The organism is Pseudomonas sp. PA-1-3F (assembly GCF_021609665.1).
In the GTDB taxonomy this organism is placed as follows: domain Bacteria; phylum Pseudomonadota; class Gammaproteobacteria; order Pseudomonadales; family Pseudomonadaceae; genus Aquipseudomonas; species Aquipseudomonas paracarnis.
This window is the reverse complement of the sequence record NZ_WJZD01000001.1, coordinates 122,426-149,136: the sequence shown is the minus strand read 5'-3', so window position 1 is coordinate 149,136 and position 26,711 is coordinate 122,426. Positions and strand designations below refer to the sequence as shown.

Genomic DNA, 26,711 nt, shown 5'->3' with positions numbered 1-26,711 from the left:
TTCTCCTTTTTAGTTGATTGGATGTTGGCGCAGGAAATCGGCGGCAACGGCGGACGGGCTTTCATGGTCGACGTCGACCCGTGCATTGAGCTGACGCATGGTTTCATCGTCGAACAGGTTGGCCAAAGGCTTGAGTTCGGCGGCCAGTTGCGGGTGTTTGTCGAGGTATTCCTGGCGGATCACCGGGGCTGCGGTGTAATCCGGGAAGTAGTGCTTGTCGTCTTCGAGCAGCTTCAACTTAAAGGCGTTGAGGCGCCCGTCGGTGGTGTAGACCAGTCCGGCAAACACCTGGCCATTACGCAGGGCGGTGTAGACCAGGCCCGCGTCCATCTGCCGGGTGTTTTTGCGCGTCAGGTTCATGTCGTACAGCTTGACCATGCCCGCCAGGCCGTCGGAGCGGTTGGCGAACTCGGTGTCCAGGGCGACCAGGCGCTGTTCCTTGATGTCCTCGGCCATGGCTTTGGTGAGATCGCTGATGCTGTTGATCTCGGGATGTTCCTCAGCAACTTTCTCCGGCAGTGCCAGGGCGTAGGTGTTGCTGAAACGCGACGGCGACAGCCAGACCAAGCCTTTTTTCGCATCGAGTTCTTTGACCCGAGCGTAGGACTGTTCGCTGTCGAGTTTCTCGTCGATATGGTTGTAGGCCACCAGCGACACGCCGGTGTATTCCCAGATCAGATCCAGTTGCCCGCTTTCCTGGGCGCTACGCGCCAGGTTGCTGCCCAGTCCGCCGGTCACACGGGCGTCGTAGCCCTTGGTGCGCAGGTACTGGGAGGTGATTTCGGCGAGCAGGGTCTGCTCGGTGAACACCCTGGCGCCAATGCGGATCACAGGTTTTTCAGCGGCTTGCGCAATACCTGCAAACAGCAGGACGCAGCCTAATATCAAGCTCAGTTTTTTCATGTGAATTCCTTTACCGGGCCTTAAGACGGGCGCAACCCGCGTTCCAGCCAGAGGCGGCTGGCCATGGTCACCAGGCCATCAAGCAGCAATGCCAGCAGCGCGGTACACGCGGCGCCGAGCAACAGTTGCGGCTGGTTGTTCAGGGCGATGCCAGGGAAAATCAGGCTGCCCAGGCTGTTGGCGCCAATCAGGAACGCCAGCGGTGCGGTTCCGACGTTGATCGCCAGGGCCACGCGCACACCGCCGATGATGATCGGCACGGCGTTGGGCAGCTCCACGCGAAACAGCACCTGGCGCGGGGTCATGCCGATGCCGGTGGCGGCTTCCTTGAGGGAGCCCTGAACGTTTTTCAGGCCTTCGTAGGTGTTACGCACGATGGGCAGGAGCGAGGCGAGGAACAGCGCGAAGATGGCCGGGCCGCTGCCGATGCCGAGGACGCCGAGGGCGATGGCCAGTACGGCCAGGGGAGGGACGGTGTTGCCGATGTTGAAGATCTGCATGAAACGTTCTGCGCGCCCGACCATGTTGGGTCGGCTGAGCAGGATACCGGCGGGGATGCCCACAATCAGGGCCGCCAGCATGGAGACTAAAACCAGAATCAGATGAGCTTGCAGGTAAAACAACAAATCGTCGCGGTACAGTTCGATCGTGTTGATGCCGATCCAGTGGACCAGCAGGGCCAGGAGAGCGACGACAACCACTGCTCCTATCAGCCCTTTGCCATAGCGAATAGCCACAGGCGGACTCCTTTTTTTCTTTTGTCGGCGAACACATTTCCGAGCGGCAATGCCATTCCTGGCTGCCTCTGATGAGTTCGCGAAAAGCAGCTCGCCGATACTGGCTATGCAGTATGCGATCGAGCCATAAGCGCAGCCTCGTCAGGCTAACTTGCTGATTTTTCAGCCCCTGTTCCGAGTGCGGTAGCAGGGGAGTGGACGTCTCGACCTTTTAAAAGGTTCCACACTTGGGCGCATTTAGCCACCCCCAATGGGCTCAACGGTGGTCCGTACCCTCGCGTTTGCGCTATACTCGCCGCCCTTTTTTGACTCACCTGCCAGGCGATTTCCCATGACCCACCAGGCCGCCGAAGTCGCGAAACGCCGCACTTTCGCCATTATTTCCCACCCCGATGCCGGTAAAACCACCATCACCGAAAAGCTGTTGCTGATGGGCAAGGCGATCGCGGTAGCCGGCACGGTGAAATCGCGCAAATCCGACCGCCATGCCACCTCCGACTGGATGGAAATGGAAAAGCAACGGGGTATTTCCATTACCACGTCGGTCATGCAGTTCCCGTATCGCGAGCACATGATCAACCTGCTCGACACCCCAGGGCACGAAGACTTCTCCGAAGACACCTACCGCACCCTCACCGCGGTGGACTCGGCGCTGATGGTCCTCGACGGCGGTAAAGGCGTCGAGCCACGTACCATCGCGCTGATGGACGTGTGCCGTCTGCGTGACACGCCGATTGTCAGTTTCATCAACAAACTCGACCGCGATATCCGCGACCCCATCGAGCTGCTGGATGAAATCGAAGCCGTCCTGAAGATCAAGGCCGCGCCGATCACTTGGCCGATTGGTTGCTACCGCGACTTCAAGGGCGTGTACCACCTGGCCGACGACTACATCATTGTCTACACCGCTGGCCACGGTCATGAACGCACCGAAACCAAGATCATTGAAAAGCTCGACTCCGACGAAGCCCGCGCCCACTTGGGTGACGAGTACGACCGTTTCGTCGACCAGCTGGAACTGGTGCAGGGCGCCTGCCATGAGTTCAACCAGCAAGAGTTCCTCGACGGTCAGTTGACCCCGGTGTTCTTCGGTACCGCCCTGGGCAACTTCGGCGTCGACCACGTACTGGACGCCGTCGTGGACTGGGCGCCGCGCCCGCTGGCCCGCGTCGCCAACGAGCGCACCGTGGAGCCGGTGGAAGAGAAGTTCACCGGCTTCGTGTTCAAGATCCAGGCGAACATGGACCCCAAGCACCGCGACCGTATCGCCTTCATGCGTATCTGCTCCGGCCGCTACGAAAAAGGCATGAAGATGCGCCATGTGCGCACCGGCAAGGACGTACGCATTGGCGATGCCCTGACGTTCTTCTCCTCCGAGCGTGAACAGCTCGAAGAAGCCTACGCCGGCGACATCATCGGTTTGCATAACCACGGCACCATTCAGATCGGCGACACCTTCACCGAAGGCGAAGCGCTGGGCTTCACCGGTATCCCGCACTTCGCACCGGAACTGTTCCGCCGCGTGCGCCTGCGTGATCCGCTCAAATCCAAGCAACTGCGCCAGGGCTTGCAGCAATTGGCCGAAGAAGGCGCCACCCAGGTGTTCTTCCCCGAGCGCAGCAACGACATCATCCTCGGCGCCGTGGGTGTGCTGCAGTTCGACGTGGTCGCCAGCCGCTTGAAAGAGGAATACAAGGTGGAGTGCTCCTACGAGCCGATCACCGTGTATTCGGCGCGCTGGATTGATTGCAGCGATAAGAAGAAGTTGGAAGAGTTCTCCAACAAGGCTGTGGAAAACCTGGCGATCGACGGCGGTGGTCACCTGACCTACCTGGCCCCGACCCGGGTCAACCTGGCGCTGATGGAAGAGCGTTGGCCGGATGTGAAATTCCGCGCGACCCGCGAACACCACTAAGGCCTGGGCGGGTGAAAGAGGGGCGAAGCTGTGATGGCTTCGCCCCTTTTTATTGGCTTCAACTACCCTGGGTCTGGTCTCTATAAGGTTGGAAATTGGCGATAACCCTGCATTGGGTCTAGCTTTCACACAGTGACTGTGAAGGAGAGCACCGTGCGAAATGTTCGATTCGCCATCCATCTGGTGTTGCTGGCAAGCCTGGGAGCGACGACCTTTCCGACTTTTGCCGATACCGGCGCGCCCCAATGGAAAGACACCGGTCCGGTCAGCAAGAAAAAGGCCAATGAGGTCAACTCCGGCAGTTGGCAGCCCCAGGTCCAACCGGCGCCCAAGGAGGATCAGGAGAACCCCTATAACGAAGGGGAAGCCAGTGAAACCTATGACGACGGCGAGACCTGAGGCCTGGCGTAAATCCAGAATCGCGACTAGCGTCTACGCGGGTGGCGGCAAGTTATTGCCGGCAGAATTCATCTATTGACTGGACGGAATCGACCATGGGTATTGTTCAACGCGTAGTGCTATTGATGAAGGTGCTGGTGCTGTTGTCGTTGGGGATGTCGACGGCCTGGGCGCACGCCCCGGTGCATGGCCCAGAGATGGTGGCGAGTAGCCAGATTTCGGACTTGCAGTTGGCCAAGTCCGAAGCGGAGCCCGGCGATAAAGGCCAGGGTGGCAGCGAAGACGATGACGACTCGACCACCGACGAGCCTGACAGCGACGACGCAGACGAAGGCGATAGCCAGACGTAGGCTCGCCAAGAGGGAGCGTTTCAAACAATCAATGCCTTGGAAGGGACCCCCAAGGCATTTTTATTGGCCGCCCTTTTCTTCAGAACGAAGTGGTCACCGAGGCGAAGTAAGCACGGCCCGGCTCATTGTAAGTCTGCGCGCCCGCATCCTCGGCGTTGCCTTTGCGCGACAGGCGCTTGTCCAGCAGGTTGTTGATGCCCACCCGCACGCTAAGGTTTTTGCTGAACTCATAGCCACTGCTCAGGCCCATCAACCCGTACGGGTCGACATCCTGCTGGGCGCTGCGATCGTAACTGCTGGCGCTGCGTGAGTTGAGCGTCGGTGCTTCTTGTTTGCCGTAATAGGTGCCGCTGACCTGGAATGACAGCTTGTCAGTGGCTTGCCAATCCAGCGTGGTGTTGATGGTGTACTTGGGGATGATGCTCAAGGGCTCGCCGGTGTCTTTGTCCTTGGAGTCGATCATATAGGTCAGGTTGGTGTTCAAGTCCAAATCATCGCGCAGGCTGACGAACAGGTTGCCTTCAACGCCCTGTACCAAGGCTGGGCCGCTGTTTTCCCACTCCAATACACGTCGGCCGTTGCCCAGACGGAACGCCGCCTCGTTACTGGCGTTGATCTTGTTCTTGTAGTCATTACGGAAATACGTCGCACTGGTGCGCCAGGTGCCCTTGTCGAAAGCCAGGCCGATTTCCTTGTTGACACTGATTTCCGGCTTCAGGTCCCGGTTGCCCACCAGGTAGCAACCGCCCATGTTGGCTTCGCTGGCGTTGCAGCCATTACCACGGCTGTAGAGCAAATAGTTCGGGTTGGACTGGTACAGGTTGGGGGTTTTGTAGGCGCGGGCAATGCCGCCCTTGATGCTCAGTTCGTCGGTCAACTGGTGCGAGGCATTGAAGCTGGGGCTCCAGTTGCCGCCGTATTCCTCATGATCGTCGAAGCGCATGCCAGGCGTGATGACGGTTTTGCTGCCCAACTCGATGTTGTTCTCGGCAAACAAGGCGTAGCTCGAGGCGGTGGTCTTGGTGCTGTTGCGGCTGACGCCCGGGATGGCGGGTACGCCGCCGGTGCCCGGGTCATAGCTTTGCGGGCGCAACGAGCCTGGGTCGTTCATCGACTCGTAGAGGTATTCGCTGCCCAGGGTCAGCACCTGTTCGGCACCGACGCTCAGGGGCAGGTTGACCTGCGCAGTGGCCCGGGTATTACGCAAGCGCGATTCGAAACGACCAGCGCTGGCGGAGGGCGCGCCTTCGCCGGAACCGGCCAGGCCTTCGTTTAGACGTTCGTTGCGAGTCAGGTCGTGGGTCAACGAGGCCAGGGTCGAACCCCAATCGAATTCGCCGCGGTGCGTGGCTGAAAAGCTGCTGCGCTGAATCACACTGGTTTCCTTGCCCACCAGGCTTTCCACGAATGCGCCACCGCCGTTGAGCATGGTGTCGCCGGCGAAAATATTGCCCTGGCGGCTGTAGCTGGCCTCCAGGTCGAGGGTTTGCTCGGGGGTGAACTGCCAGCTCAGCAAGCCATTCACGTCTTTGTTGCGCACACCTTCGCGGCCGGCTACCAACGAGTCCGGCGTCGCTTGCGCTGCGCGGTTGATGTCGGCGTCATCGGCATCGGTCTTGTTCAGGCCGCCATAGACGCGGAACGCCAGGGTGTCGGTCAACGGGCCGCTGAGGTTGAAGTTGGTGCGCTTGCTCGCCCCTTCGGCATCGTTTTCGGGGAAGGCGGTGTAGGCGGTCAGCGAGCCGTGCAGTTGGTCGGTGGGGCGTTTGGTGATGATGTTGATCACCCCGCCCATGGCGCCGGAGCCATAACGGGCAGCAGCCGGGCCGCGCAGGATTTCAATGCGTTCGACTTCTTCGGCCGGTACCCAGTTGGTTTCGCCACGGGTATCACGGTCGCCACTCCAGCCATAACGCACGGCGTTGCGCGAGGTCGACGGTTTGCCATCGATCAGAATCAGGGTGTTTTCCGGGCCCATGCCCCGCAGGTCGATCTGACGGTTATTGCCACGGCTGCCGCTGGAACTGTTGCCGGTCAGGTTCACGCCCGGCTCGCGACGGATGATCTCCGACAGGTCGTTGGTGGGCGGGCGCTTTTTGATGTCTTCGGCAGTGATGATCGACACGCCGGGCGCTTGCTTGAGTTCTTCGGCGGCGGTGCCCAGCACGTGCGTCTCGCCCAGCACCAGGGCTTGGGGCGTGCCGTCCACAGGCAGGTCTGTCGCTTCGATCGGCACCTTGTCGCGTTCTTTTTCCACACTCTGCGCCAGCAGCGCGGGGGACGAAAGGGTAGCGATAAACGCCAACGATAGATGGCTGAGCCTGAATTGAGACGACATGTCCACAAAGTCCTTTAGGAGGGGCGATTGAACGAGAGTCGTCTGAATTTTTTCGTGCATCCAGCGCTCTCCATGCGCCGTAATGGTATTGATTCTCAAACAGAAGTAAATTGCATTTACAATCTATACACTTTCCTTAAGGCTCTGGCTCAATGTTTTCAAGGCTGGCGGCTGTGAAGGGCGAGGTTTAATCGGTATGTTCTTTGTTACAAACGCGCAAAAAAAGCCCCTCCGGCCAGACTGATGCGCAATCTGGCGGGAAGGGCGATGGAACTCATTGAAACCGCGGCCCCTGTAGGAGCGAGCTTGCTCGCGAAGAACGTATGAACACCGCGTTAAACCAGACTACCCGCGTTATCGTTGACGTCTTTCGCGAGCAAGCTCGCTCCTACAGGAGGAGGTTGTGTTGCTTCAGGCCACGAATTGCTCCGCGTAGTGGCAAGCCACCTGCCGGTTATCCAAAGGACGCAACAGCGGCTCTTCACTGCTGCAACGCGCCGTCGCATACGGGCAACGCTTGTGGAATGCGCAGCCAGGCGGCGGGTTCAGTGGGTTGGGCAGTTCGCCGACGATCTTGATCTTCGGCTTGCTCGGGTCCGGGTGAATGGTCGGCGTGGCCGACAGCAGCGCCTGGGTGTAGGGGTGCAGCGGGCGTGCGTAGATGTCTTCCTTGGGGCCCACTTCCACTGGGCGGCCGAGGTACATCACCATCACATCGTCAGCCACGTGCTGCACCACCGCCAGGTTGTGGGAGATGAACACGTAGGCGGTGTTGAATTCCTGCTGCAAATCCATGAACAGGTTGAGCACCTGCGCCTGGATCGACACGTCCAGTGCCGATGTCGGTTCGTCCGCCACCAGCACTTTGGGTTGCAGCATCATGGCGCGGGCCAACGCGATGCGCTGGCGCTGGCCGCCGGAGAACATGTGCGGGTAGCGCTGATAATGCTCAGGGCGCAGGCCCACTTGCTTCATCATCGCCTGCACTTTCTCGCGGCGTTCGGCGGCGGACAGGTTGGTGTTGATCAGCAGCGGTTCGGCCAGTTGATCACCGACTTTCTGGCGTGGGTTCAGCGAGGCATAGGGGCTCTGGAACACCATCTGCACGTCTTTGCGCAATTGCTTGCGCTGGGCCTTGTCGGCGCCGGCCACTTCTTGCCCGGCGATTTTCAACGAGCCCGACGAGGGCTCTTCAATCAGCGTGAGGGCGCGGGCCAGGGTGGATTTGCCACAGCCCGACTCGCCTACCACGGCGAGGGTTTTGCCGGCTTCCAGCTCAAAAGACACACCATTGAGGGCACGCACGGTGGCATGACCCTTGAACAGGCCGCGGGACACTTCGTAGTGACGGGTGAGGTCGCGGGCGGTAAGTACGACGGCCATTACGCCACCTCCTGGTTCAGCGGGTAGAAGCAGCGGGCAAGGCTGTGGCTTTTCGGATCAAGGCCCGGCCGCTGGGCGCGGCAGGAGTCCTGCACGTACGGGCAGCGCGGCGACAGCAGGCAACCCTGCGGACGGTCGTAGCGGCCGGGCACGATGCCCGGCAACGTGGCCAGGCGCGTTGCGCCGAGGCTGTGCTCGGGAATGGCCTTGAGCAACGCTTCGCTGTACGGGTGTGCCGGAATGTCGAACAGCTGCGGCACCTGGCCGACTTCCACCGCCTGGCCTGCGTACATCACGCACACGCGCTGGGCGGTTTCGGCAACCACCGCGAGGTCGTGAGTGATCAGCACCAGGCCCATGTTCTGCTCTTTTTGCAGGGCCAGCAGCAGTTCCATGATCTGCGCCTGGATGGTCACGTCCAACGCAGTGGTCGGTTCATCGGCGATCAGCAACTTGGGCTCACCGGCAATCGCCATGGCGATTGCCACGCGTTGGCTCATACCACCGGACAATTGATGCGGGTAGGCATCCATACGGCTGGCAGCGCCTGGGATCTCGACCTTTTCCAGCAGCTCGATGGCGCGTTTGCGTGCTTGTTTGCCGGACATTTTCAAATGCAGGCGCAGCACTTCCTCGATCTGGAAACCCACGGTGTAGCTGGGGTTCAAGGCGGTCATCGGGTCCTGGAACACCATCGCCAGGTCTTTGCCGACAATCTGGCGGCGCTGGCGGTTGCTCAACTTGAGCATGTCCTTGCCGTCGAAGTTCAGGGCGTCGGCGGTGACGATGCCAGGGTGCTCGATCAGGCCCATCAGCGCCATCATGGTCACGGATTTACCCGAACCCGACTCGCCAACGATCGCCAGGACTTCGCCTTTGTCGACGGAAATGTCGAGGCCATCGACCACCGGCACGGCGGTCTTGTCGCCGAAGCGCACGTTGAGATTCTTGATTTCTAACAGTGACATGGGAATCTCCTCAGGCGGCGTTCTTGAGTTTCGGGTCCAGCGCATCGCGCAGGCCGTCACCCATCAAGTTGATTGCCAGCACGCTGAGCAAAATGGTCAAGCCAGGCAGGCTCACGACCCACCAGGCGCGTTCGATGTAGTCTCGGGCCGAAGCCAGCATGGTGCCCCACTCAGGGGTTGGCGGTTGTACGCCAAGGCCGAGGAAGCCCAGGGCCGCGGCATCGAGAATCGCCGAGGAAAAGCTCAAGGTCGCTTGTACGATCAGCGGCGCCATGCAGTTAGGCAGCACGGTGATGAACATCAGGCGTGGCAGGCCGGCGCCAGCGAGGCGGGCGGCAGTCACGTAGTCGCGGTTCAGTTCGCCCATCACGGCGGCGCGGGTCAGGCGCACATAGGATGGCAACGACACGATGGCGATGGCGATCACGGTGTTGATCAGGCCAGGGCCGAGGATGGCGACAATCGCCACGGCCAGCAGCAGCGATGGCAGGGCCAGCATGATGTCCATCAGACGCATGATGGTTGGGCCGAGCAAGCGCGGGAAGAACCCGGCGAACAGGCCCAGCAGGATACCCGGGATCAGCGACATCACCACCGACGACAAACCGATCAGCAACGATAGACGCGAGCCCTGGATCAGGCGCGAGAGCAAGTCACGGCCCAGTTCGTCGGTGCCCAGCAGAAATTGCATTTGCCCGCCCTCCAACCACGCCGGTGGTGTGAGCAGGAAGTCACGGTATTGCTCGCTGGGGTTATGCGGTGCAACCCACGGGGCGAAGATCGCGCAGAACACGATCAGCAACATGAACAGCAGGCCGGCGACCGCGCCTTTGTTCTTGGAGAAGGCTTGCCAGAATTCTTTGTACGGGGACGGGTACAGCAGGCTCTGATCGACTGCTGACACTTGAGTAGGTGTGGTCATGGTCATGATCTCAGCGCTGGTGACGGATGCGTGGGTTGGCGAAGCCGTAGAGGATATCCACCACGAAGTTCACCAGGATCACCAGGCAGGCGATCAGCAGAATGCCGTTTTGCACCACCGGGTAGTCCCGCGCGCCAATGGCTTCGATCAGCCATTTGCCGATGCCGGGCCACGAGAAGATGGTTTCGGTCAGTACCGCACCGGCCAGCAGCGTGCCGACTTGCAGGCCGACCACGGTGAGCACCGGGATCAGTGCGTTACGCAGGCCGTGCACGAACACCACGCGGGCTGGCGACAGGCCCTTGGCCTTGGCGGTACGGATGTAGTCCTCACGCAGCACTTCGAGCATCGACGAACGGGTCATGCGCGCGATCACCGCCAGCGGGATGGTGCCGAGCACGATGGCCGGCAGGATCAGGTGGTGCAATGCATCCCAGAACGCGTCCGGCTCGTCGGCCAGCAGGGTGTCTATCAGCATGAAGCCGGTGCGCGGCTCGATGTCATAGAGCAGGTCGATACGCCCGGATACCGGGGTCCAGCCCAGGCTTACCGAGAAGAACATGATCAGGATCAGGCCCCACCAGAAGATCGGCATCGAATACCCCGCCAGGGAGATGCCCATCACCCCATGGTCGAACAGGGATCCTCGCTTGAGTGCCGCGATCACCCCGGCCAACAGGCCCAGGATACCGGCGAACAACAGCGCGGCCATGGACAGCTCCAGGGTCGCGGGGAAGAGAGCGGTGAATTCGGTCCACACGCTGGTGCGTGTGCGCAGCGATTCGCCAAGGTCGCCCTGGGCGAGCTTGCCGACATAGTCCAGGTATTGCGCATACAGCGGCTTGTTAAGGCCAAGGCGCTCCATTGCCTGTGCGTGCATTTCGGGGTCAACCCGTCGCTCGCCCATCATGACTTCTACGGGGTCGCCTGGAATCATGCGAATCAACGCAAAGGTCAGCAACGTGATGCCGAAGAACGTGGGGATCAATAACCCCAGTCGGCGGGCAATAAAACTAAACATCTTGGTGTGTACCTCAATCAGCCGGTTAGGCAGGTCCGGCACCGTCAGTGTCGACGGTGCCGAGCGTTTTTCTTATTACTTCACCTGGGTGGTGGCGAAGTTATTCGTACCCAGAGGGCTTTGGATGAAGCCTTCTACGTTCTTGCGCATGGCGGTGAACAGTTTCGGGTAAGCCATGGGAAGCCATGGTTGGTCTTTTTCGAAGACATCCTGTGCTTGTTCATAGAGCGCGGCCCGTAAGGCCGGTTCCTTTTCCGCACGAGCTTTGTCGATCAAGTCCTGAAACTCTTTGTTACACCAGCGGGCGTAGTTTTCGCCGTTTTTTGCCGCATCGCAACTCAGGTTCGGGGTGAGGAAGTTATCCGGGTCGCCGTTATCACCGACCCAGCCTGCCGACACCATGTCGTGCTCGCCGTTTTTAGCGCGTTTGAGCATTTCGCCCCATTCCATGACTTTGATATTGACCTTCAGGCCAACCTGCGCCAGATCCGCCTGCATACGCTGGGCGCCGAGCATCGGGTTAGGGTTTGTCGGGCCGCCGCCGTTACGGGTGAACAGCGTGAACTCGGTGCCTTCCGGCACGCCGGCTTCCTTGAGCAGGGCGCGCGCCTTATCCAGGTCGCGCGGTGGGTTTTTCAGCTTTTCACTGAAACCCAGCAAGGTCGGCGGATACGGGCCGGTGCCCACGACTGCATTGCCTTTGCCGAACAGCGCTTCGGTATAACCGGCCTTGTCGAACGCGATGTTGATCGCGTGACGTACTCGGGCATCGCTCATGTATTTGCGAGTGGTGTTCAATGCGGTGTAGCTGGTGGTCATCGCCGCCAGTTCATCGACCTTCAGGTTCGGGTCTTTCTTGATGCTTGGAATGTCATCCGGCTTGGGGAACAACGCGATCTGACATTCGTTGGCCTTGAGCTTTTGCAGGCGCACGTTGTTATCGGTGGTGATCGCCAGAATCAGCGGGTCGACCGCCGGCTTGCCGCGGAAGTAGTCCGGGTTGGCCTTGAAGCGCGCCTGGGCATCTTTCTGATAACGATTGAAGACGAATGGGCCCGTGCCGATAGGCTTGGCGTTGAGGTCTTCAGTTTTACCGGACTTGAGCAACTGGTCGGCGTATTCCTTCGAGTGGATTGAAGAGAATGCCATACCCAGGTCGGCCAGAAACGGAGCTTCCGGGCGGGTCAAGGTAAAGACGACGGTGTGATCGTCGGTCTTTTCTACGCTCTTGAGCAGTTCCTTGAACCCCATGCTTTCGAAGTACGGGTAGCCCACGAGGGACTTGTTATGCCATGGGTGATTCGGGTCCAGCTGGCGCTGGAAGCTCCAAAGCACATCATCGGCATTCAGGTTGCGCGTGGGTTTGAAATAGTCGGTGGTGTGGAACTTGATGTCGTCACGCAGATGGAAGGTGTAGGTCAGGCCATCGGCGCTGATTTCCGGCAGGTCTTTGGCCAGGGCAGGGACCACTTCAGTGGTGCCGGGCTTGAAGTCCACCAGGCGGTTGAACATGGTTTCAGCGGCGGCGTCAGCAGTCACAGCAGTGGTGTACAGGACCGGGTCGAAACCTTCCGGGCTGGCTTCGGTGCAGACCACCAGCGGTTTGGCCGAAACGCCGATCGCCACGCTCAACAGCGCAGCGGCCATGGCGGCTTGTAGTGGGAGCATTTTCATTCAGAGCCCTCTGCAATCGATGGAGCCAGAAAAGCGTAGGCGGCGGGCTCGTCCTGAGCTCGCCGCCTGCCTGGCGCTAATTAAAGGATGTTGAACGGGATGGTGGTAACCAGACGGAACTCTTTGATGCTGCCGTCGGACTGGAACTCGCTGCCACGGTGCTCAACATAGGTTGCGCGCACGGTGGTGGCTTTGAGTGGGCCGCTCTGCAGCGCGTAAGAGGCGCCTACACCGTATTCCTGGTGCTTCTCGCCGTCCTGGGACTGGATGCCGTCATAAGCAAACTTGGCCCGGCCATTGTTGCCGGTGTAGTGGGTACCGTCGATGCCCCAGCCGCGTGCCGAGTAAGCGTTGAACTTCAGGCCGGGTACGCCGTATTCAGCCATGTTGATGGCATAGGCGATCTGGAAGGATTTCTCGTTCGGGCCGTTGAAGTCAGACGTCAGGGAGTTGGCCAGGTAGATACCGTTGGTTTCGTGCAGGTAGTCGAAGTACTCGTTACCGTTCACTTGCTGGTAGCCGAAGGTCAGGCTGTGTGCCTGGTGAGTCAGGCCCAGGGAGAGGGAGAAGGTATCGTTGTCGATTTCCCCCATCTCTTTTTTGCCTTCATCGACAGTCTTGTAGTAGTTGAAGCCGGTGGTCAGGCCCAACTGCTGCGCGTCGCCCAGCTCGTGGGTGGCGCCGAAGTAGTACTGGTTCCAGAAGTCCTTCACGTTGGCGGCGAAGAAGCTGGTTTTCAGGCTTTTCAGCGGCTGGTAGTTCACACCCAGGGTCGACACTTTGTCGGTTTCTGCGCCATTGCCGTATTCGCTACGGAATTTCGACAGGCTCTGCTCGCTACGTGGCGAAACGCGGTCGAACACGCCGCCCTGGAACGACAGGTTGCTGAACTCTTCGCTGTTGAAGCTCACACCCTGGAAGCTCGAAGGCAGAGCACGGTTGCCGATGGTGTCGACGATGCCGCTGCTGAAGTTCTGGCGACCGGCGGTCAGTGTGGTGTTGGACACGCGGAATTGCACGTTGGCCAGGCCCAGTTTGCTCCACTGGTCTACGGCGTCACCGTTGGAGTCGGCCAGGGTACGGTTGGAGCCGCCTTTGATATCACGCTTGCTGCGATCCAGCACCAGGGCGTTGTACACCGCCACTTCAGTCTTGACCCCTACGGTGCCCTGGGTGAAACCCGAGCTGGCGTTGAGGATGGTGCCCTGCACCCAGTTGGTACGGTTGCGATCGGTCAGGGTCTGGCCGTGCTTCTGGTACGAGAAGGTGCCCCCACGGTATTTGCTTTCATGGGAGTACCAGTTACGCGTGGTGCCGCCCAGGCTGAAATCTTCGATAAAGCCTTTGGCCTCGCTTTGGGCGCTGGTGCCGGCCAGGGTGGTAGGAACGAAGTCCTGGCTTTGCGTTTCAGCGTAGGCGGTGGCCGTGATGCTGCTGATGGCCAAGGCCAGAAGCGCTTTGCTGCTCAGTTTCATGGGTGAAGCTCCTTTGGTTCTCTTTTTTAATGCCGGTCTTTTTGGGTGATCCGGCTATTGGGTGTGGAACTCGTTCAAGCTATTGCAAACGTTTGGCGTAGGAAATTTCCCAACAAAAGCCTGCACGTTTGCCGGGAAGCGTATTTCGCTCCCCGCCATCCGGTTATTTTCTTATGGGTTGATGCTGACGCCCGAGAACACGTTGCGGCCGAAGGGGCTTACCTTGAAGCCTTCGACTTTGGCGCTTAACGGCTGGTTGACCGTCGAGTGGGCGATGGGCGTGATCGGCACCTGCTGCTTGAGCAGTTGCTGCGCCTGTTTGTACAGAACAGTCCTTTGTTCGCGGTCGGTCACGACCTTGGCTTGCTTGATCAGCTTGTCGTAGGCCGGGTCGCACCACATGGAGTAGTTGTTCCCGCCGATGGCGTCGCAGCTGTAGAGGGTGCCGAGCCAGTTGTCCGGGTCACCGTTGTCGCCGGTCCAGCCGATCAGGCTGACATCATGCTCACCGTTCTTGGTGCGCTTGATGTACTCGCCCCATTCATAGCTGACGATCTTGACCTTGAGGCCGATCTTGGCCCAGTCGTTCTGCAGCATTTCCGCCATCAGCTTGGCGTTGGGGTTGTACGGGCGTTGCACTGGCATGGCCCACAGGGTGATCTCGGTGCCTTCCTTGACCCCGGCGGCCTTGAGCAACTGCTTGGCTTTTTCCGGGTCGTAGGCGGCGTCCTTGATGCTGTCGTCGTAGGACCACTGCGTCGGCGGCATAGCGTTGACCGCCAGTTGCCCGGCGCCCTGGTACACAGCATTGAGGATGCTCTGCTTGTTCACCGCCATGTCCAGCGCCTGGCGTACTTCAAGCTGATCGAATGGCTTGTGGCGCACGTTGTAGGAGATATAGCCCAGGTTAAAGCCCGGCTTGGTCAGCAGTTGCAGGTTCGGGTCGGCCTTGAGGGCCTCGACATCGGCAGGGCGTGGATGCAAGGTCACCTGGCATTCGCCGGCCTTGAGCTTCTGTACGCGTACCGAGGCGTCGGTGTTGATGGCGAAGATCAGTTGGTCCAGCTTGACGCGGCTCGGGTCCCAGTACTGCTTGTTGCCCACGTAGCGGATCTGCGAGTCTTTCTGATAGCGCTGGAACACGAACGGGCCAGTGCCGATCGGCTTCTGGTTGATGTCGCTGGGCCGGCCTTGCTTGAGCAACTGCTCGGCGTATTCCGCCGAAAGGATCGCGGCAAAGCTCATGGCGATGTTTTGCACGAACGCGGCGTCGACCGTGTTCAGCGTCATCACCACGGTGTACGGGTCGGTTTTCTCGACCTTGGCGATGTTCTTGTTCAGGCTCATCCCGTTGAAGTACGGAAACTCGGTGGGGTAGGCCTTGCGGAACGGGTGCTCGGGGTCAAGCATGCGGTTGAAGGTGAACAGCACGTCGTCGGCGTTGAAGTCCCGTGTCGGCTTGAATTCCTTGTTGCTGTGGAACTTCACCCCTTCACGTAGGTGGAAGGTGTAGGTCAGGCCATCCGGGGAAATATCCCACTTGGTTGCCAGCCCAGGGACGACGTCGGTCGCGCCTTTTTCGAACTCCACCAAACGGTTATACAAAGGCTCCGCCGCATCGTTGTCGGTCGCGGTGGTGTATTGCGCTGTGTCAAACCCTGCCGGGCTGCCTTCGGAGCAGAACACCAGACTCTTTTTCTCGGCGGCTTGGCCCATGGTGGCCATGGCCAGCAGGCTGGTGGCAAACAGAGCGGATACAACGGTGGTATGGCGCATGACGATCCCGGTCCTTGTTTGTAGTTATCAACAGCGAGCCTACCTGCTGGCGTGCAGCCAGGCAGACCTCACTGATCCCACACACAGCAAGTGCCCTTCCCAGAGTGATGCCTCTGCTGTCCTACGACCTTATGGGGCGCTGACCTTGCAGTAAATGCGTCAATTCTGACTGACCTTGTAGGCAACGGAGGCACGGGTCGCAGTTCATTGCTGTAAGACGGCAATGCTCGCAAACGTAGTCTGTTTCCTAAGGTCCAGGCGGATGGAATAACGGCGACGTTATGAAACGTCGCCGTTATTGAACCTTACTTGCCGCTGACGCTAACGCCGTAGAAGGAGTTCAAGCCAAACGGGCTGATCTTGAAATCCTGCACGGTATTACGCATGGGTTGATACACCGTCGAGTGCGCGATAGGTGTCATCGGGACTGCATCTTTGAGGATATGTTGCGCCTGCTTATACAGCTCGGTGCGTTTGGCGACATCCGATGTGGCCTTGGCTTCTTTAACGATGCCGTCGAATTTCTTGTCGCACCATTTGGAGAAGTTGTTGCCCGACAGCGAGTCGCAGCCGAACAGCACGTTCAGCCAGTTGTCCGGGTCACCATTGTCGCCGCTCCAGCCAATGATCATGGCCTGGTTCTCGCCGCCTTTGGAGCGCTTGATGTACTCGCCCCACTCGTAGCTGACGATGTTGACCTTCAGGCCGATCTGTTTCCAGTCGTTCTGCAGCATCTCGGCCATCAATTTGGCGTTGGGGTTGTAGGGGCGCTGGACCGGCATGGCCCACAGGGTGATCTCGGTGCCTTCCTTGACGCCAGCGGCCTTGAGCAATTCCTTGGCCTTGGCAGGATCGTACTTGGCATCCTTGATGGTGGTGTCATAGGACCACTGGGTCGGCGGCATGGCGTTGACTGCCAGTTGGCCGGCACCCTGGTACACGGAGTCGATGATCTGCTGCTTGTTCACCGACATGTCCAGGGCTTCACGGACGCGCAGGTCAGCCAGCGGGTTCGCGGCGGTCTGGCCCTTGAGTACTGGCATGACGTTATAGGCGATGTAGCCCAGGTTGAAACCGGCCTGGTGCGGCAGTTTCAGGTCCTTGTCCTCACCCAGCGCCTTGAGGTCGGCCGGACGTGGGAACAGGGTGATCTGGCATTCGTTTTTCTTGAGCTTCTGGATACGCACCGACGGGTCGGTGGTGATAGCGAAGATCAGGTTATCGATCTTCACGTCTTCAGGTTTCCAGTAGTCCTTGTTGCCGGTGTAGCGAATGTTCGAGTCTTTCTGGTAGCTCTTGAACACGAACGGGCCAGTGCCGACCGGCTTCTGGTTGATGTCGGCAGGCTTGCCTTCCTTCAACAACTGCGCAGCGTATTCGGCGGACTGGATCGAGGCGAAGCTCATGGCCAGGTTCTGGATGAACGCGGCGTCCACGGTGCCAAGGGTGAACTTGACGGTGTGGTCATCGATTTTTTCGATGTTCTTGATGTTGGTGTCCATCCCCATGTCCGTGAAGTACGGGAACTCGGTGGGGTAGGCCTTACGGAATGGATCGTCTTTATTGATCATCCGGTTGAAGGTGAACAGTACGTCGTCAGCCGAAAATTCACGAGTTGGCTTGAAATACGGGGTGGTATGGAACTTGACGCCTTCGCGAAGGTGGAAGGTGTACGTCAGGCCATCCGGGGACACGTCCCAGCTAGTGGCCAGGCCAGGAACGACGGCGGTGCCGCCACGTTCGAACTGGCTCAGGCGGTTGAACATGGTTTCGGCCGAGGCATCGAAGTCTGTTCCGGTGGTGTACTGGCCTGGATCAAAACCGGCCGGGCTCCCTTCGGAGCAGAACACCAGGTTAGTTGCCGCAAGGGCTACGGGGGCTGCGGCCATAAGGCCAGCGCTCACTAATAACGGAAGGACTGCGTGTTTAAGCATGTTGGCCTCATGATTTGTTGTCATTTTTGGTGGTGAGGGCGACCTCGTGAGTCGGCCTGCGGATACTTATGCAGGCGCCATACCCAATGCAAGATGTAGAGCGGTTGCAAAGGGAAAACTGTGGTACGAACGTACAGGAATGTCGCAATTATGAAAGTTTCGACACAAAAGTGCCTGTTTGGAGGGTTTTTTCGGTGCAAATGGCGCACCAAAAAAGCCCAGCCGAGGCGTCTAGCGCACTCGGTTGGGGCGCGGCTGTTACTTATCTAGACCCACACCGTAGAACGGCGTTAGCCCAAACGGGCTGATCTTGAAGTCACGCACTTGCTTGCGCATAGGCTGGAAAACCGTCGAGTTCGCAATAGGCGTTATAGGTACTTGTTCCTTAAGGATTTTCTGTGCCTGTTGATACCACTTGATGCGCTGCTCGCGGTCGCTGCTGACCTTGGCTTGCTGCACCAGCTTGTCATACGCCGGGTTACACCATTTGGCGTAGTTGCTGCCCTTGACCGCAGCACAACTGTAGAGCACGCCCAGCCAGTTATCGGGGTCGCCGTTGTCGCCGGTCCAGCCATAAATCATTGCATCGTGTTCGCCATTTTTGGCGCGTTTGATGTATTCGCCCCACTCATAGCTGACGATGTTGGCCTTGATGCCGACCTTGGCCCAATCCTGTTGAATCATTTGTGCAGACATCCGCGCATTCGGATTTGAGGCGCGTTGTACGGTCATTGCCCACAGGTTGATGGTGGTACCTGGTGCAACCCCTGCTTCTTTTAGTAGCAACCTTGCCTTGGTCGGGTCGTAGGGGGCGTCCTGGATTTTCGGGTCATAAGACCACTGCGCGGGAGGTAGTGCGTTCTGCGCCAATTGCCCGGCGCCCTGGTACACGGCCTTGATGATTGCGGGCTTGTCGATGGCCATGTCCAGTGCCTGGCGAACCTTGAGTTGATCCAGCGGCGGGTGAGTCACGTTATAGGCCAGGAAGCCCAGGTTGAAGCCCGCTTGTTGCAGTACGCGCAGGTTGGGGTCTTGCTTCATCACCTCTATATCGGCGGGGCGTGGGTAACCGCTGACCTGGCATTCGCCCGCCTTGAGTTTCTGCAGGCGCGCGGCGGCGTCCGGGGTGATGGCGAACACCAGGTTATCGAGCTTCACATCCTCGGGCTTCCAATACTGTTTATTGGCCACATAACGGATCTGCGAGTCTTTCTGGTAGCGCTTGAACACAAACGGCCCGGTGCCGACCGGTTGCTGGTTGATCTGCTCCGCCTTGCCTTGTTTCAACAACTGGGTGGCGTATTCGGCCGATTGCACAGAGGCGAAGCTCATGGCCAGGTTTTGCACGAAGGAAGCATCGACCGTGTTCAGGTTGAACCGCACGCTGCGCTCGTCGAGTTTTTCGACGTTCTTGATCGTGGTGTTCAAGCCCATGTCGGTGAAGTAGGGCGACTCTGAGGGGTAGGCCTTGCGAAACGGGCTGTCGGCATCGAGCAGGCGATTAAAAGTGAACAGCACGTCATCGGCGTTGAAGTCACGAGTCGGGGTGAAGAAGTCGGTGGTATGGAACTTGACGCCTTCACGCAGGTGAAAGGTGTAGGTCAGGCCATCCTTGGAAACATCCCAACTGGTGGCCAGGCCAGGTTCGACTTCGGTACCGCCGCGCTTGAACTGGGTCAGGCGGTTGAACACGGTTTCGGCGGACGCATCGAAATCGGTGCCGCTGGTGTACTGGCTGGGGTCGAAGCCGGCGGGGCTGGCTTCGGAGCAGTAGACCAGGGTGGTGGCTGCCTGGGTCATTGGTATAAAGGCCAGAAGGCTTGCGGCGAGGAGCAGTGGCTTGACGGCGATTTTTTCCATGGAGACCCCTGAGGCGGCGGGCATCTTAAAGCAGCCCAAACAAAAACGGCGGTCACCGAGGTTACCGCCGTTCAGCTGGCTTAGGTAGGGGATACCTTTATGCGGGGGATACCTCTATACGGGTGGGAGCCGACTTATCGATTGTAACGGGCGGGCCGTCTATTTCATTACTTTCACGAAGGGTGAAAGTCCGAGTGGCTGTTATGTTGACGTCATCGACGAGGGTGGACTCACCTCTAACATCATATTTCAGGTGCCATTGGGTGACTATTGTGACCTCGGTCTCATTTTTTAGAGGGTTGTAGTCGATGAAGTACTGCCGGTCGCCAACGCTGCTGCTATAGCCGTCTTTCACTCGCGGAGGTTGCAATTCAAACCACGCAGGAGCGGAAGAACCTTGATGAGCAACCTCTGAAATTGCCGCTCGCATGTCAGGATTGGGCACGGTGCGCTCAAATGTATCGATCCCGTCCCTTACCAGACCCTCACGAATTGACCCTTCTAAGTTATCTGGGATGGTCATTCCTGCTAGCCGCCGGGGTATGTTGATCTCAACGTTCTCCAGGCCAGGGCGTCTTATTGTGTAAGGGTCTCGGTCGATGTCTTTGATAAAGTATTCGGAGTAATTGCTGCTACCAAACGAGGAGGGGGAGGCTGTTTCCGATGCAAGTACGGTGAAATCCGCGCTGTCTGCTGTCCAGGAAAAGACAGGACGATTTTCTAAAATACCGTTATTTTCCCTGAAAGTGACGCCATATTTATAGTTCGCTTGCTCTTCAACGTTGAAATACTTGTCGAATAGGTCAGCGCCTTTCATTTTGGTGCCGTCTAACTCAATAAAATTATCCGATACATGTGCGGGCGTTTTTAAATCGTTACTGGGTGTCGGGGACTCAGGACGTTGCCACGGCCACGGCCATTTTATCCCGCCATCACCCGGTGCCCGCGCCCACTCTCCGTTACGCCCGGGTGTGATGACCATCAGCCCCGCGCCGTTATCGGGGTTGATGACTCTGGCAAATGCATCACCGGTCCGGTAACGCCCCGATATCTCAAATACCTTGCTCGCCCCCGACTCGTCGGTAAGGCGCACTAACTGGCGCAGCACTCCCTGGCTGTCGGTTACTCGATAAACACCCAACGTGTCGCGAGGCGCGTTCTTTATCAGCTGTTCACCCTCCGGGACGGCATATTGCGCCATTGGAATGAGTGAACGGGATCTGGGGAGTGGGGCGTTAACGGAGTCGCTAACCACAGGGGTGCCTGTGGACGTCCCAGGTTGTGGTTCGCGAGCGTTTGCCCTGGGGAGAGGCTGGGGCTTAAGGCGCGGCAGTTCTTTTTCTGCGGGCAGTGCAAAAGGGTCTTCCGGCACAGCACTGGCACCGTAGGAAAACACTGTATTGAGTAAGCCATCGAACGCTTTGGAGGCGCCCTCATCCCGCTCTGTCACGGTGTCGCCAGACGAGGTTTTTTCTGCCCCTAGCGCCACCTCGGTCAACCCGGCCGCCACCGCTGCGGCGGCTACGGGCGCGGCGATGGGCGCGAGTTTGACCAGCAGGCCGGCGGCTACGGTGATGTCGTTCAGCCACGTATCGCGAATCACCTCGCTGTCGGACTTGATGACTACATCGGCGTCACTGTTCATCCGTTCTTTGGCGGCCGTCGCCAATGTGGAAAAAACGTCGTCTTTAATGGCAGCGTGGCTGCGGTCAATCGCTGACCCCTTCAACTCACCACTGGCCATTTTCGCCAAGAGGGTGTCCAGGCCATCCTTCTTTTCGCCCACATGGGTGAACCACAGAATGGGCATCAGTACTTTTGCCGCGCGTTCAGCAAAGCTCTTGGTCTGGTCCTGGCGATAGATCATCGGGAAGTGAGCCGCCAGTGCTTCGCGTTTTGCAGGGTCCTTGGCTTGCTCGAGCAGCCACTGATCCAGCTTCTCAATAGAATCAAAGCGTAAGAATGCGGGTTCGGCGCCCGGTATATAGAGCACTTGCCGGCCACCGTCCGCAGCGCTGAATCTCACTATATCGCTGGACGTAACCCCGTGGAGGCTCAGGGCATGCGCTTGAACGTTGCCGTTTGCCGGCGCTTTGGCCTTGAGTTGTTCCACGGTGATCGGGGCGTTTTCATCGAGCGTAAGGTTGGACACGGCACCCATCACCAAACGGTAGTCGTCACGGGTGAACTGGTGCTCGGGCGCTTGCAAGGAACGTTCAAGAGGGGGGCTGCTCTCGGCGCTTTTCAATTGCTTGCGGGCCTGGAAGATGAATTCACCTTTGATCGTCGTCTCATACTCGTCGTTATGCGTGCTCCAGAAGTGGTCAATCTTCTGGGTCATTTGGGTCTGAAAGTCGGTTTTCCAGCTTTCATGCATCACTTGGGACGGCTTGAGGTCGATTTGATTGTGTTTGCCGTAGCCGCCTTTTTCGCTTTGCCCAGCAGGCTGGGTATACAGCCCCGCTTCCAGGTCCAGGTTGCCGGGCACCCAGTCGTGCTCGGAGAAGTTCTTCAGCAAGGCGTCGGGCAAGCGCAGCGAAGACCAGGGTTCTTGAAAGGTGTGTTCCCAGCCGGTCGCAGTGTCTGCGCTTTCGCCACCTTTGAAACGGTTCAAGTACACGGTGTCGGAGTCGATAGGTTTGCCCGTGAGTTTGAGCAGCAGGTCATCCGCCCACTTTTTGGCCTCTGCCCGCGTATTGGGCAGGTTGTCGGCGACGTCAACGGCCAGGCGCTTGTAAGCCAAGGCTTGTGGTGCGGTGCTGTAGTAGTTGGCGGCGTTGTGTTTTTGCACCTGCAGCGCCTGTGGCGAGCGGCTGCTGGCAGGGCGCAGGCGGTCATCGGCGGGGATAGGATCGAAGGTGTCTTTGTGTTCCAGGTGCCTTATTTGTGTTCGAGCCTGTGACAGCTTTTGGGGAAGGGGCACACCTTCAAAGTTGGCCACCACTTTTGCGCTGACCTTGATGGAGTCCTTGCCCAGCCTCACACGTAAATCACCGTTATTTCCAGGGGCGATAATCTTTGCGGCGTCCAGCAATGGTCCTGAAATTTGTCCCCAGCCTGATGAATCCGAGAGATGGAAGGTTTTAGTTTTGCCCTCGACCTTGGCGGACAAGGTACCTGTAGACGGGTTGATTGAAAGCAAGGTGTCCGGGGCGAAGTGTTGTTCCTGCAGCCAGCCTTGTACCACGGCGTTTTCCAAATGCATGCGATACAGCCCAAGCCACTGGCCCAGAGTGCTCTGGGGCGGCACGGTTATAAGCCCGGCATTGCCGTGTAACACCTTACGTTGTGCGGCCTCGAGATAGGCCTTGAGCAGTGCTGTTTCGTCGGGTTGGGCGGTTTTTGCAGTGGGCGGTGTCGCCTGCGCTTGAATGGCCGACGTCGGTTTGGCGACTACGAGTGGCAGCGATAACCTGTGGATTGGGTTGAGTGACAGGGACATAAATTCGGCTCTCATTGTATGAATAAATGCCAGCACATCCCTCCCTGGTAGCTATGGCAGTAATGAGTCGTGGAAGCCGGGCACTTGATTCCTGCGAGATGTACTGCTGGATATGACGTGGCGCTAACGCGCAAAAAAAAGGCGCAAGCCCCGTGGGGTTGCGCCGTTGTCCTGTCTAAAAAAGTTACTGTAAAACTTCGATCACGCCGTCGGCGCTCATGTTGACCTGGCTGGTGCCGGCTTCCACTTCAGGCGTCGGTGCTGAATCGGCCATGGCGGCTTTCATCATCATGCCGCCATTGCGGGCGTAGGGCATCGGGTAGCCATTAGTGTTGAAGTTCAGGTTGACGATCTTGTAGCCCTTGCCACCGAGTGCATCGGTAGCCAGTTGCGCACGCGCCTTGAATGCAGCCACGGCATCTTTGAGCAGCGCATCTTCGCTGGCCTTGCGCGTGGCATCGGCGATGGCGAAGTCCATGCTGTCCATCTTCAGAGTGTTGAGCAGCTCGCCGGTAAGTTTGGACAGTGCCGGGAAGTCCGCGCTTTCCATACGCAGTTCTGCACGTTCACGCCAGCCAGTGATCTTCTGGTTCTTGCTGTCGTAGATCGGGTAGCTGTTGCGGCTGCCCTGGCGCAAGGTCACGCCTTTGACTTCGCGAGCCTGGCCCAGCGCCTGGTTCAGGGTGGTGGTGATTTCGGCCGCGAGCTTGGCCGGGTCGGCGTTTTGCGATTCGGTGTAAAGGGTGACGATCATCTTGTCGCGGGCCACTTCCTGGCTGACTTCGGCGCGCAGGGAGATCTGGTTGTAATTCAGTGCATCGGCGGCCATGGCCGGCAGGCTGGCCAGGGCGCTGGCGCTGAGGGTGAGAACAACTGCACTGCGAGTGAAACGAGACATGGAAGCTCCTGGGGATATTCGTGTTCGGTAAGACTGTAGACGTAGCCTTGGGGTTCGTCGGGTTTACCCAATACAAATAAATTTCAGCGTGGCGTGCGCTACCCTCACGCCACGCGAGGACCCTGTTACAGGGTGGCCCCTTTTGGAGTAAACGTCACAGGCTTGTAGCTGAAATTCCACCATTTGAACGGGTGATCGAAAATCGAATACGGGTTGGTCTTCACCGGCTTGAATTCTTTACCCGAAACGCCATCGTCGGGACTGGGATGATCGAAGGTTACAGGGGGTTTGCCACTTTCGTAGATTGTCTGGTTATCTCCCAGGATCTCTTCAGGCGAGTACCTGGCAGTCAGTTCACCTACATAGCCTTTCACTGGGCGTCCGGTGAGTCGCTGAAATTGAGCGGCGAAGGAGTTCTCGCCCTGCGCCCCGGAGTAACAGCTCAGAATGCGAATATTGTCATAGCTCTCCGGGAAGATGCCATTGCGCTTGAGCGTGTTGTACAACCCCTGCGGGGTGTGTTTGCCGCCTTTGTAATAAATATGGGTGCCATCGCCATGGCCAATGATGTTGAGGCGATGCTCCAGGCCATTTTTATTCATGTCGGTGAAAATGTGCAGGTTGTCTTCGACTTTGACCAGGTTATCCTTGGTGCCCGTGAGGGTGACCAACTTACCGTCCGTCGACAGTGTTTCGGAGACCGGCGCCACAGGTTCCGATTCGGGGAGTAAGGAGGCAAAGTTATTGTCGACGTTAAGGTCGACCGAGGGCTTGCCCGGATGGGCATCAGTCACTGGCTGCCCAACAGGGCGTTGCGAACTGGCCGAGGCCCCTTCTTCCACCACTGTACCGGCCTGGGACACCAGGCGTGTGGCTACAGGCAGCGCGGCATTGAGCACGCCAAAAATCAAATGACCGACGCCGCCGGGTTTGCCCTTGGCCAAATCGTCGGCGCCAATGCCTGCTTCGGTGATACCCGAGGCGATGTACAGCCCATCCAACGCCAAAGCCACTTCGGGCACGGCGATGGCCACCGGGGCAAAGAGCATCGCGATCATGGCTGCCTTGCTGAGGCCCGACAGGATATTGGCTTTGGTGACGTCGGCATCGGAGGTGATCTGCGACTTGGCGTCGTCGAACGACCGATCGTATTGGCGTTGGCCGATCTGTTGAAAGACATCGGCGGTGGCGTCGATATCAGGGCCGGTATTTGAACGCCCGGTGGCGTTGAAGCGCTGGAGGCTCAAGGTCGTTGCAGGAGGCCAGGTACGGTGGTGCGCATATTTGGGCCACACGGCCATCCCTTTGAGCATTTCACGCACGCCGCTTTTGAACGGGCCGCTGTTCAAGTCCTTGAAGGTGAAGTGTCCTTCCAGTGCCTTGAGTTTTTCCGGGTCTGCGGCCTGGCTCGCCAACCACTGCTTCATTTGCTCTACGCTGTCAAAAGCGTGGATTGGCGAAGAGTTGCCCGGGATGACCAGCAGTGTGCGGTTGATCGGTTTGCCATCGGCACCCTGGCGGGTGTTTTTGTCGGTGATCACCATCAGGTCGGTGGATTTGTATTGCCCTACGCTCAACAGGCCTACGTCTAGTCCAGGATCGGGCCGCGTCGGGCGTGTGAGGTCGTTGAACAGCGTATCGGCCCAGGCCAGGGTGTTGCCAGGCAGCCCCGCTGCGCGCAGGACCAGTTGTTTGTCTTCCTGCGTCAGGCTGCCCTCCTGATGTTGCGAGTGTGCAGCTTTGACGAGTGCCGCCTTGGCCACAATAGGGTATTGACGGTCGTGCTTGTCCCAGAAGTCGTTAAGGAACTCGATGTAGGGGCGCTGGAAGTCGGTGGCCCAGACTTGCTCCTTGAAGTCCTTTGGCGACACTGACAGCTGGGTTGAAGGCGCATAGACCTGCGGGGTGCCGGGCGTGGAGGCGGTATAAATGCCTTGGTAGGTGTGGGTAATGTGGGCCGACTCGCGATTGGGGTTGAATCGGTCGGCGACGTCGAATACGCCTGGTGCAATATGGGGCAGGTGATCGACCAGCCTCACTGCTGGGCCGCCGGCATAATGAGGAACCAGCGCCCCCCTTCCTTCGGGCGTAGTCTGGCTGTTTTTTACCAGGGCGTCCGTCAGTGTAATCTGTTCGACCAGCTTGGCCGGGTAGGGCGGCTTGCCGGTAGTGTTGTAGTTGAACGTCGTCAGATACGTTCTGTCCGGGTCGATGTCCAGGTTCCACTTGTCCTTGAACAGTTGCTTGACCGTCTGCGCGGCATCTTGCGTTACCGACTTGAAGGCCAAGGCCAGGTTCTCGGCATTGCTGGCGCTGTCGATATTGATCCCCACATCCACGGGTACAATTGTTTTGTCATGGGCTCCCACCGTCTTGCCGGGATCGTGGTTCACGCTGACGAGTTCGTAACCGTCACCACCGTTATTGGATAAATCCCTGCGCACGCTTTCCACGAGGTATTGCTCGTTGTTTGGGCTCTGGTCTATTGCACGTCGCTGGCGGCTAAGAGTGGCACCTGATGGCGGTTCAGCGGTGTAGGGCCTTTGAGTGGGGAGTGCGTTATTCATCTGCATGAAAGCGTTCCTGAGTGGCGAGGCATGATGATGCCCATCGGTGGGCGGTAGGCCTCTGGGTGGTCCGATGCTCACCTTGGTTCCTGTAAGTAATGCGCCAAATTATGTGGGCAGGAGAAGGTCGCGCTGTGGCGGTTTGCCGC

Annotated in this window: 18 protein-coding genes; 3 read left to right on the top strand and 15 right to left on the bottom strand. The window is 58.7% G+C overall.

Annotated features, from left to right (window positions below):
• Window positions 1-9 precede the first annotated feature (9 nt).
• The gene (locus GIV26_RS00690; RefSeq protein ID WP_166406354.1) at window positions 10-903 is read right to left on the bottom strand and encodes a glycine betaine ABC transporter substrate-binding protein; all 894 of its coding nucleotides are present in this window, start codon (window positions 901-903) and stop codon (window positions 10-12) included.
• A gap of 20 nt (window positions 904-923) precedes the next feature.
• Entirely contained in the window at window positions 924-1,640 is a 717-nt protein-coding gene (locus tag GIV26_RS00685) for an ABC transporter permease (RefSeq protein WP_003188475.1), read from the bottom strand.
• 331 nt (window positions 1,641-1,971) lie between these two features.
• Between GIV26_RS00685 and GIV26_RS00680 the strand changes: the two genes are divergently transcribed.
• From GIV26_RS00680 to GIV26_RS00670, 3 genes are all read left to right on the top strand, one after another.
• Window positions 1,972-3,555: a peptide chain release factor 3 gene (locus tag GIV26_RS00680; protein WP_034126275.1), complete on the top strand. Its 1,584-nt coding sequence runs from the start codon at window positions 1,972-1,974 to the stop codon at window positions 3,553-3,555.
• Window positions 3,556-3,708: 153 nt separating this feature from the next.
• A complete protein-coding gene (locus GIV26_RS00675) occupies window positions 3,709-3,954 on the top strand; it encodes a hypothetical protein (protein ID WP_072447037.1) in 246 nt (81 codons plus the stop codon).
• Between the two features lie 95 nt (window positions 3,955-4,049).
• Window positions 4,050-4,304, top strand: coding sequence for a hypothetical protein (locus GIV26_RS00670; protein ID WP_072447040.1), 255 nt, complete (start codon window positions 4,050-4,052; stop codon window positions 4,302-4,304).
• Between the two features lie 79 nt (window positions 4,305-4,383).
• On the opposite strand, the gene GIV26_RS00665 is transcribed toward GIV26_RS00670, so the two are convergent.
• From GIV26_RS00665 to GIV26_RS00605, 13 genes are all read right to left on the bottom strand, one after another.
• On the bottom strand, window positions 4,384-6,642 hold the full coding sequence (locus GIV26_RS00665; protein WP_200582709.1) for a TonB-dependent siderophore receptor: 2,259 nt from the start codon (window positions 6,640-6,642) through the stop codon (window positions 4,384-4,386).
• Between the two features lie 411 nt (window positions 6,643-7,053).
• Entirely contained in the window at window positions 7,054-8,025 is a 972-nt protein-coding gene (locus tag GIV26_RS00660; protein ID WP_003188483.1) for a peptide ABC transporter ATP-binding protein, read from the bottom strand.
• A complete protein-coding gene (locus GIV26_RS00655; protein WP_034126279.1) occupies window positions 8,025-8,993 on the bottom strand; it encodes an ABC transporter ATP-binding protein in 969 nt (322 codons plus the stop codon). The genes GIV26_RS00660 and GIV26_RS00655 overlap by 1 nt, the downstream gene beginning before the upstream one ends.
• Window positions 8,994-9,003: 10 nt before the next feature.
• Window positions 9,004-9,915: an ABC transporter permease subunit gene (locus GIV26_RS00650; RefSeq protein WP_003188486.1), complete on the bottom strand. Its 912-nt coding sequence runs from the start codon at window positions 9,913-9,915 to the stop codon at window positions 9,004-9,006.
• A 10-nt stretch (window positions 9,916-9,925) separates the two neighbouring features.
• Window positions 9,926-10,936, bottom strand: a complete 1,011-nt coding sequence (locus GIV26_RS00645) for an ABC transporter permease subunit (protein ID WP_003171721.1) — start codon at window positions 10,934-10,936, stop codon at window positions 9,926-9,928.
• 75 nt (window positions 10,937-11,011) lie between these two features.
• A complete protein-coding gene (locus tag GIV26_RS00640; protein WP_034126280.1) occupies window positions 11,012-12,610 on the bottom strand; it encodes an ABC transporter substrate-binding protein in 1,599 nt (532 codons plus the stop codon).
• 80 nt (window positions 12,611-12,690) lie between these two features.
• Window positions 12,691-14,085: an OprD family outer membrane porin gene (locus GIV26_RS00635; RefSeq protein WP_003188488.1), complete on the bottom strand. Its 1,395-nt coding sequence runs from the start codon at window positions 14,083-14,085 to the stop codon at window positions 12,691-12,693.
• A gap of 171 nt (window positions 14,086-14,256) precedes the next feature.
• Complete coding sequence (locus GIV26_RS00630; protein ID WP_371920470.1) at window positions 14,257-15,810, bottom strand: ABC transporter substrate-binding protein; 1,554 nt, start codon at window positions 15,808-15,810, stop codon at window positions 14,257-14,259.
• Window positions 15,811-16,166: 356 nt separating this feature from the next.
• Window positions 16,167-17,795, bottom strand: a complete 1,629-nt coding sequence (locus GIV26_RS00625; RefSeq protein ID WP_034126282.1) for an ABC transporter substrate-binding protein — start codon at window positions 17,793-17,795, stop codon at window positions 16,167-16,169.
• 258 nt (window positions 17,796-18,053) lie between these two features.
• Window positions 18,054-19,655, bottom strand: a complete 1,602-nt coding sequence (locus tag GIV26_RS00620) for an ABC transporter substrate-binding protein (protein WP_054896908.1) — start codon at window positions 19,653-19,655, stop codon at window positions 18,054-18,056.
• A gap of 97 nt (window positions 19,656-19,752) precedes the next feature.
• Window positions 19,753-23,097, bottom strand: a complete 3,345-nt coding sequence (locus tag GIV26_RS00615) for a dermonecrotic toxin domain-containing protein (RefSeq protein ID WP_236279315.1) — start codon at window positions 23,095-23,097, stop codon at window positions 19,753-19,755.
• A 184-nt stretch (window positions 23,098-23,281) separates the two neighbouring features.
• On the bottom strand, window positions 23,282-23,995 hold the full coding sequence (locus GIV26_RS00610) for an SIMPL domain-containing protein (RefSeq protein WP_034126285.1): 714 nt from the start codon (window positions 23,993-23,995) through the stop codon (window positions 23,282-23,284).
• A gap of 125 nt (window positions 23,996-24,120) precedes the next feature.
• Window positions 24,121-26,448 (bottom strand): dermonecrotic toxin domain-containing protein, encoded by a 2,328-nt coding sequence (locus tag GIV26_RS00605; protein ID WP_057976843.1) that lies wholly within the window; start codon window positions 26,446-26,448, stop codon window positions 24,121-24,123.
• Window positions 26,449-26,711 lie beyond the last annotated feature (263 nt).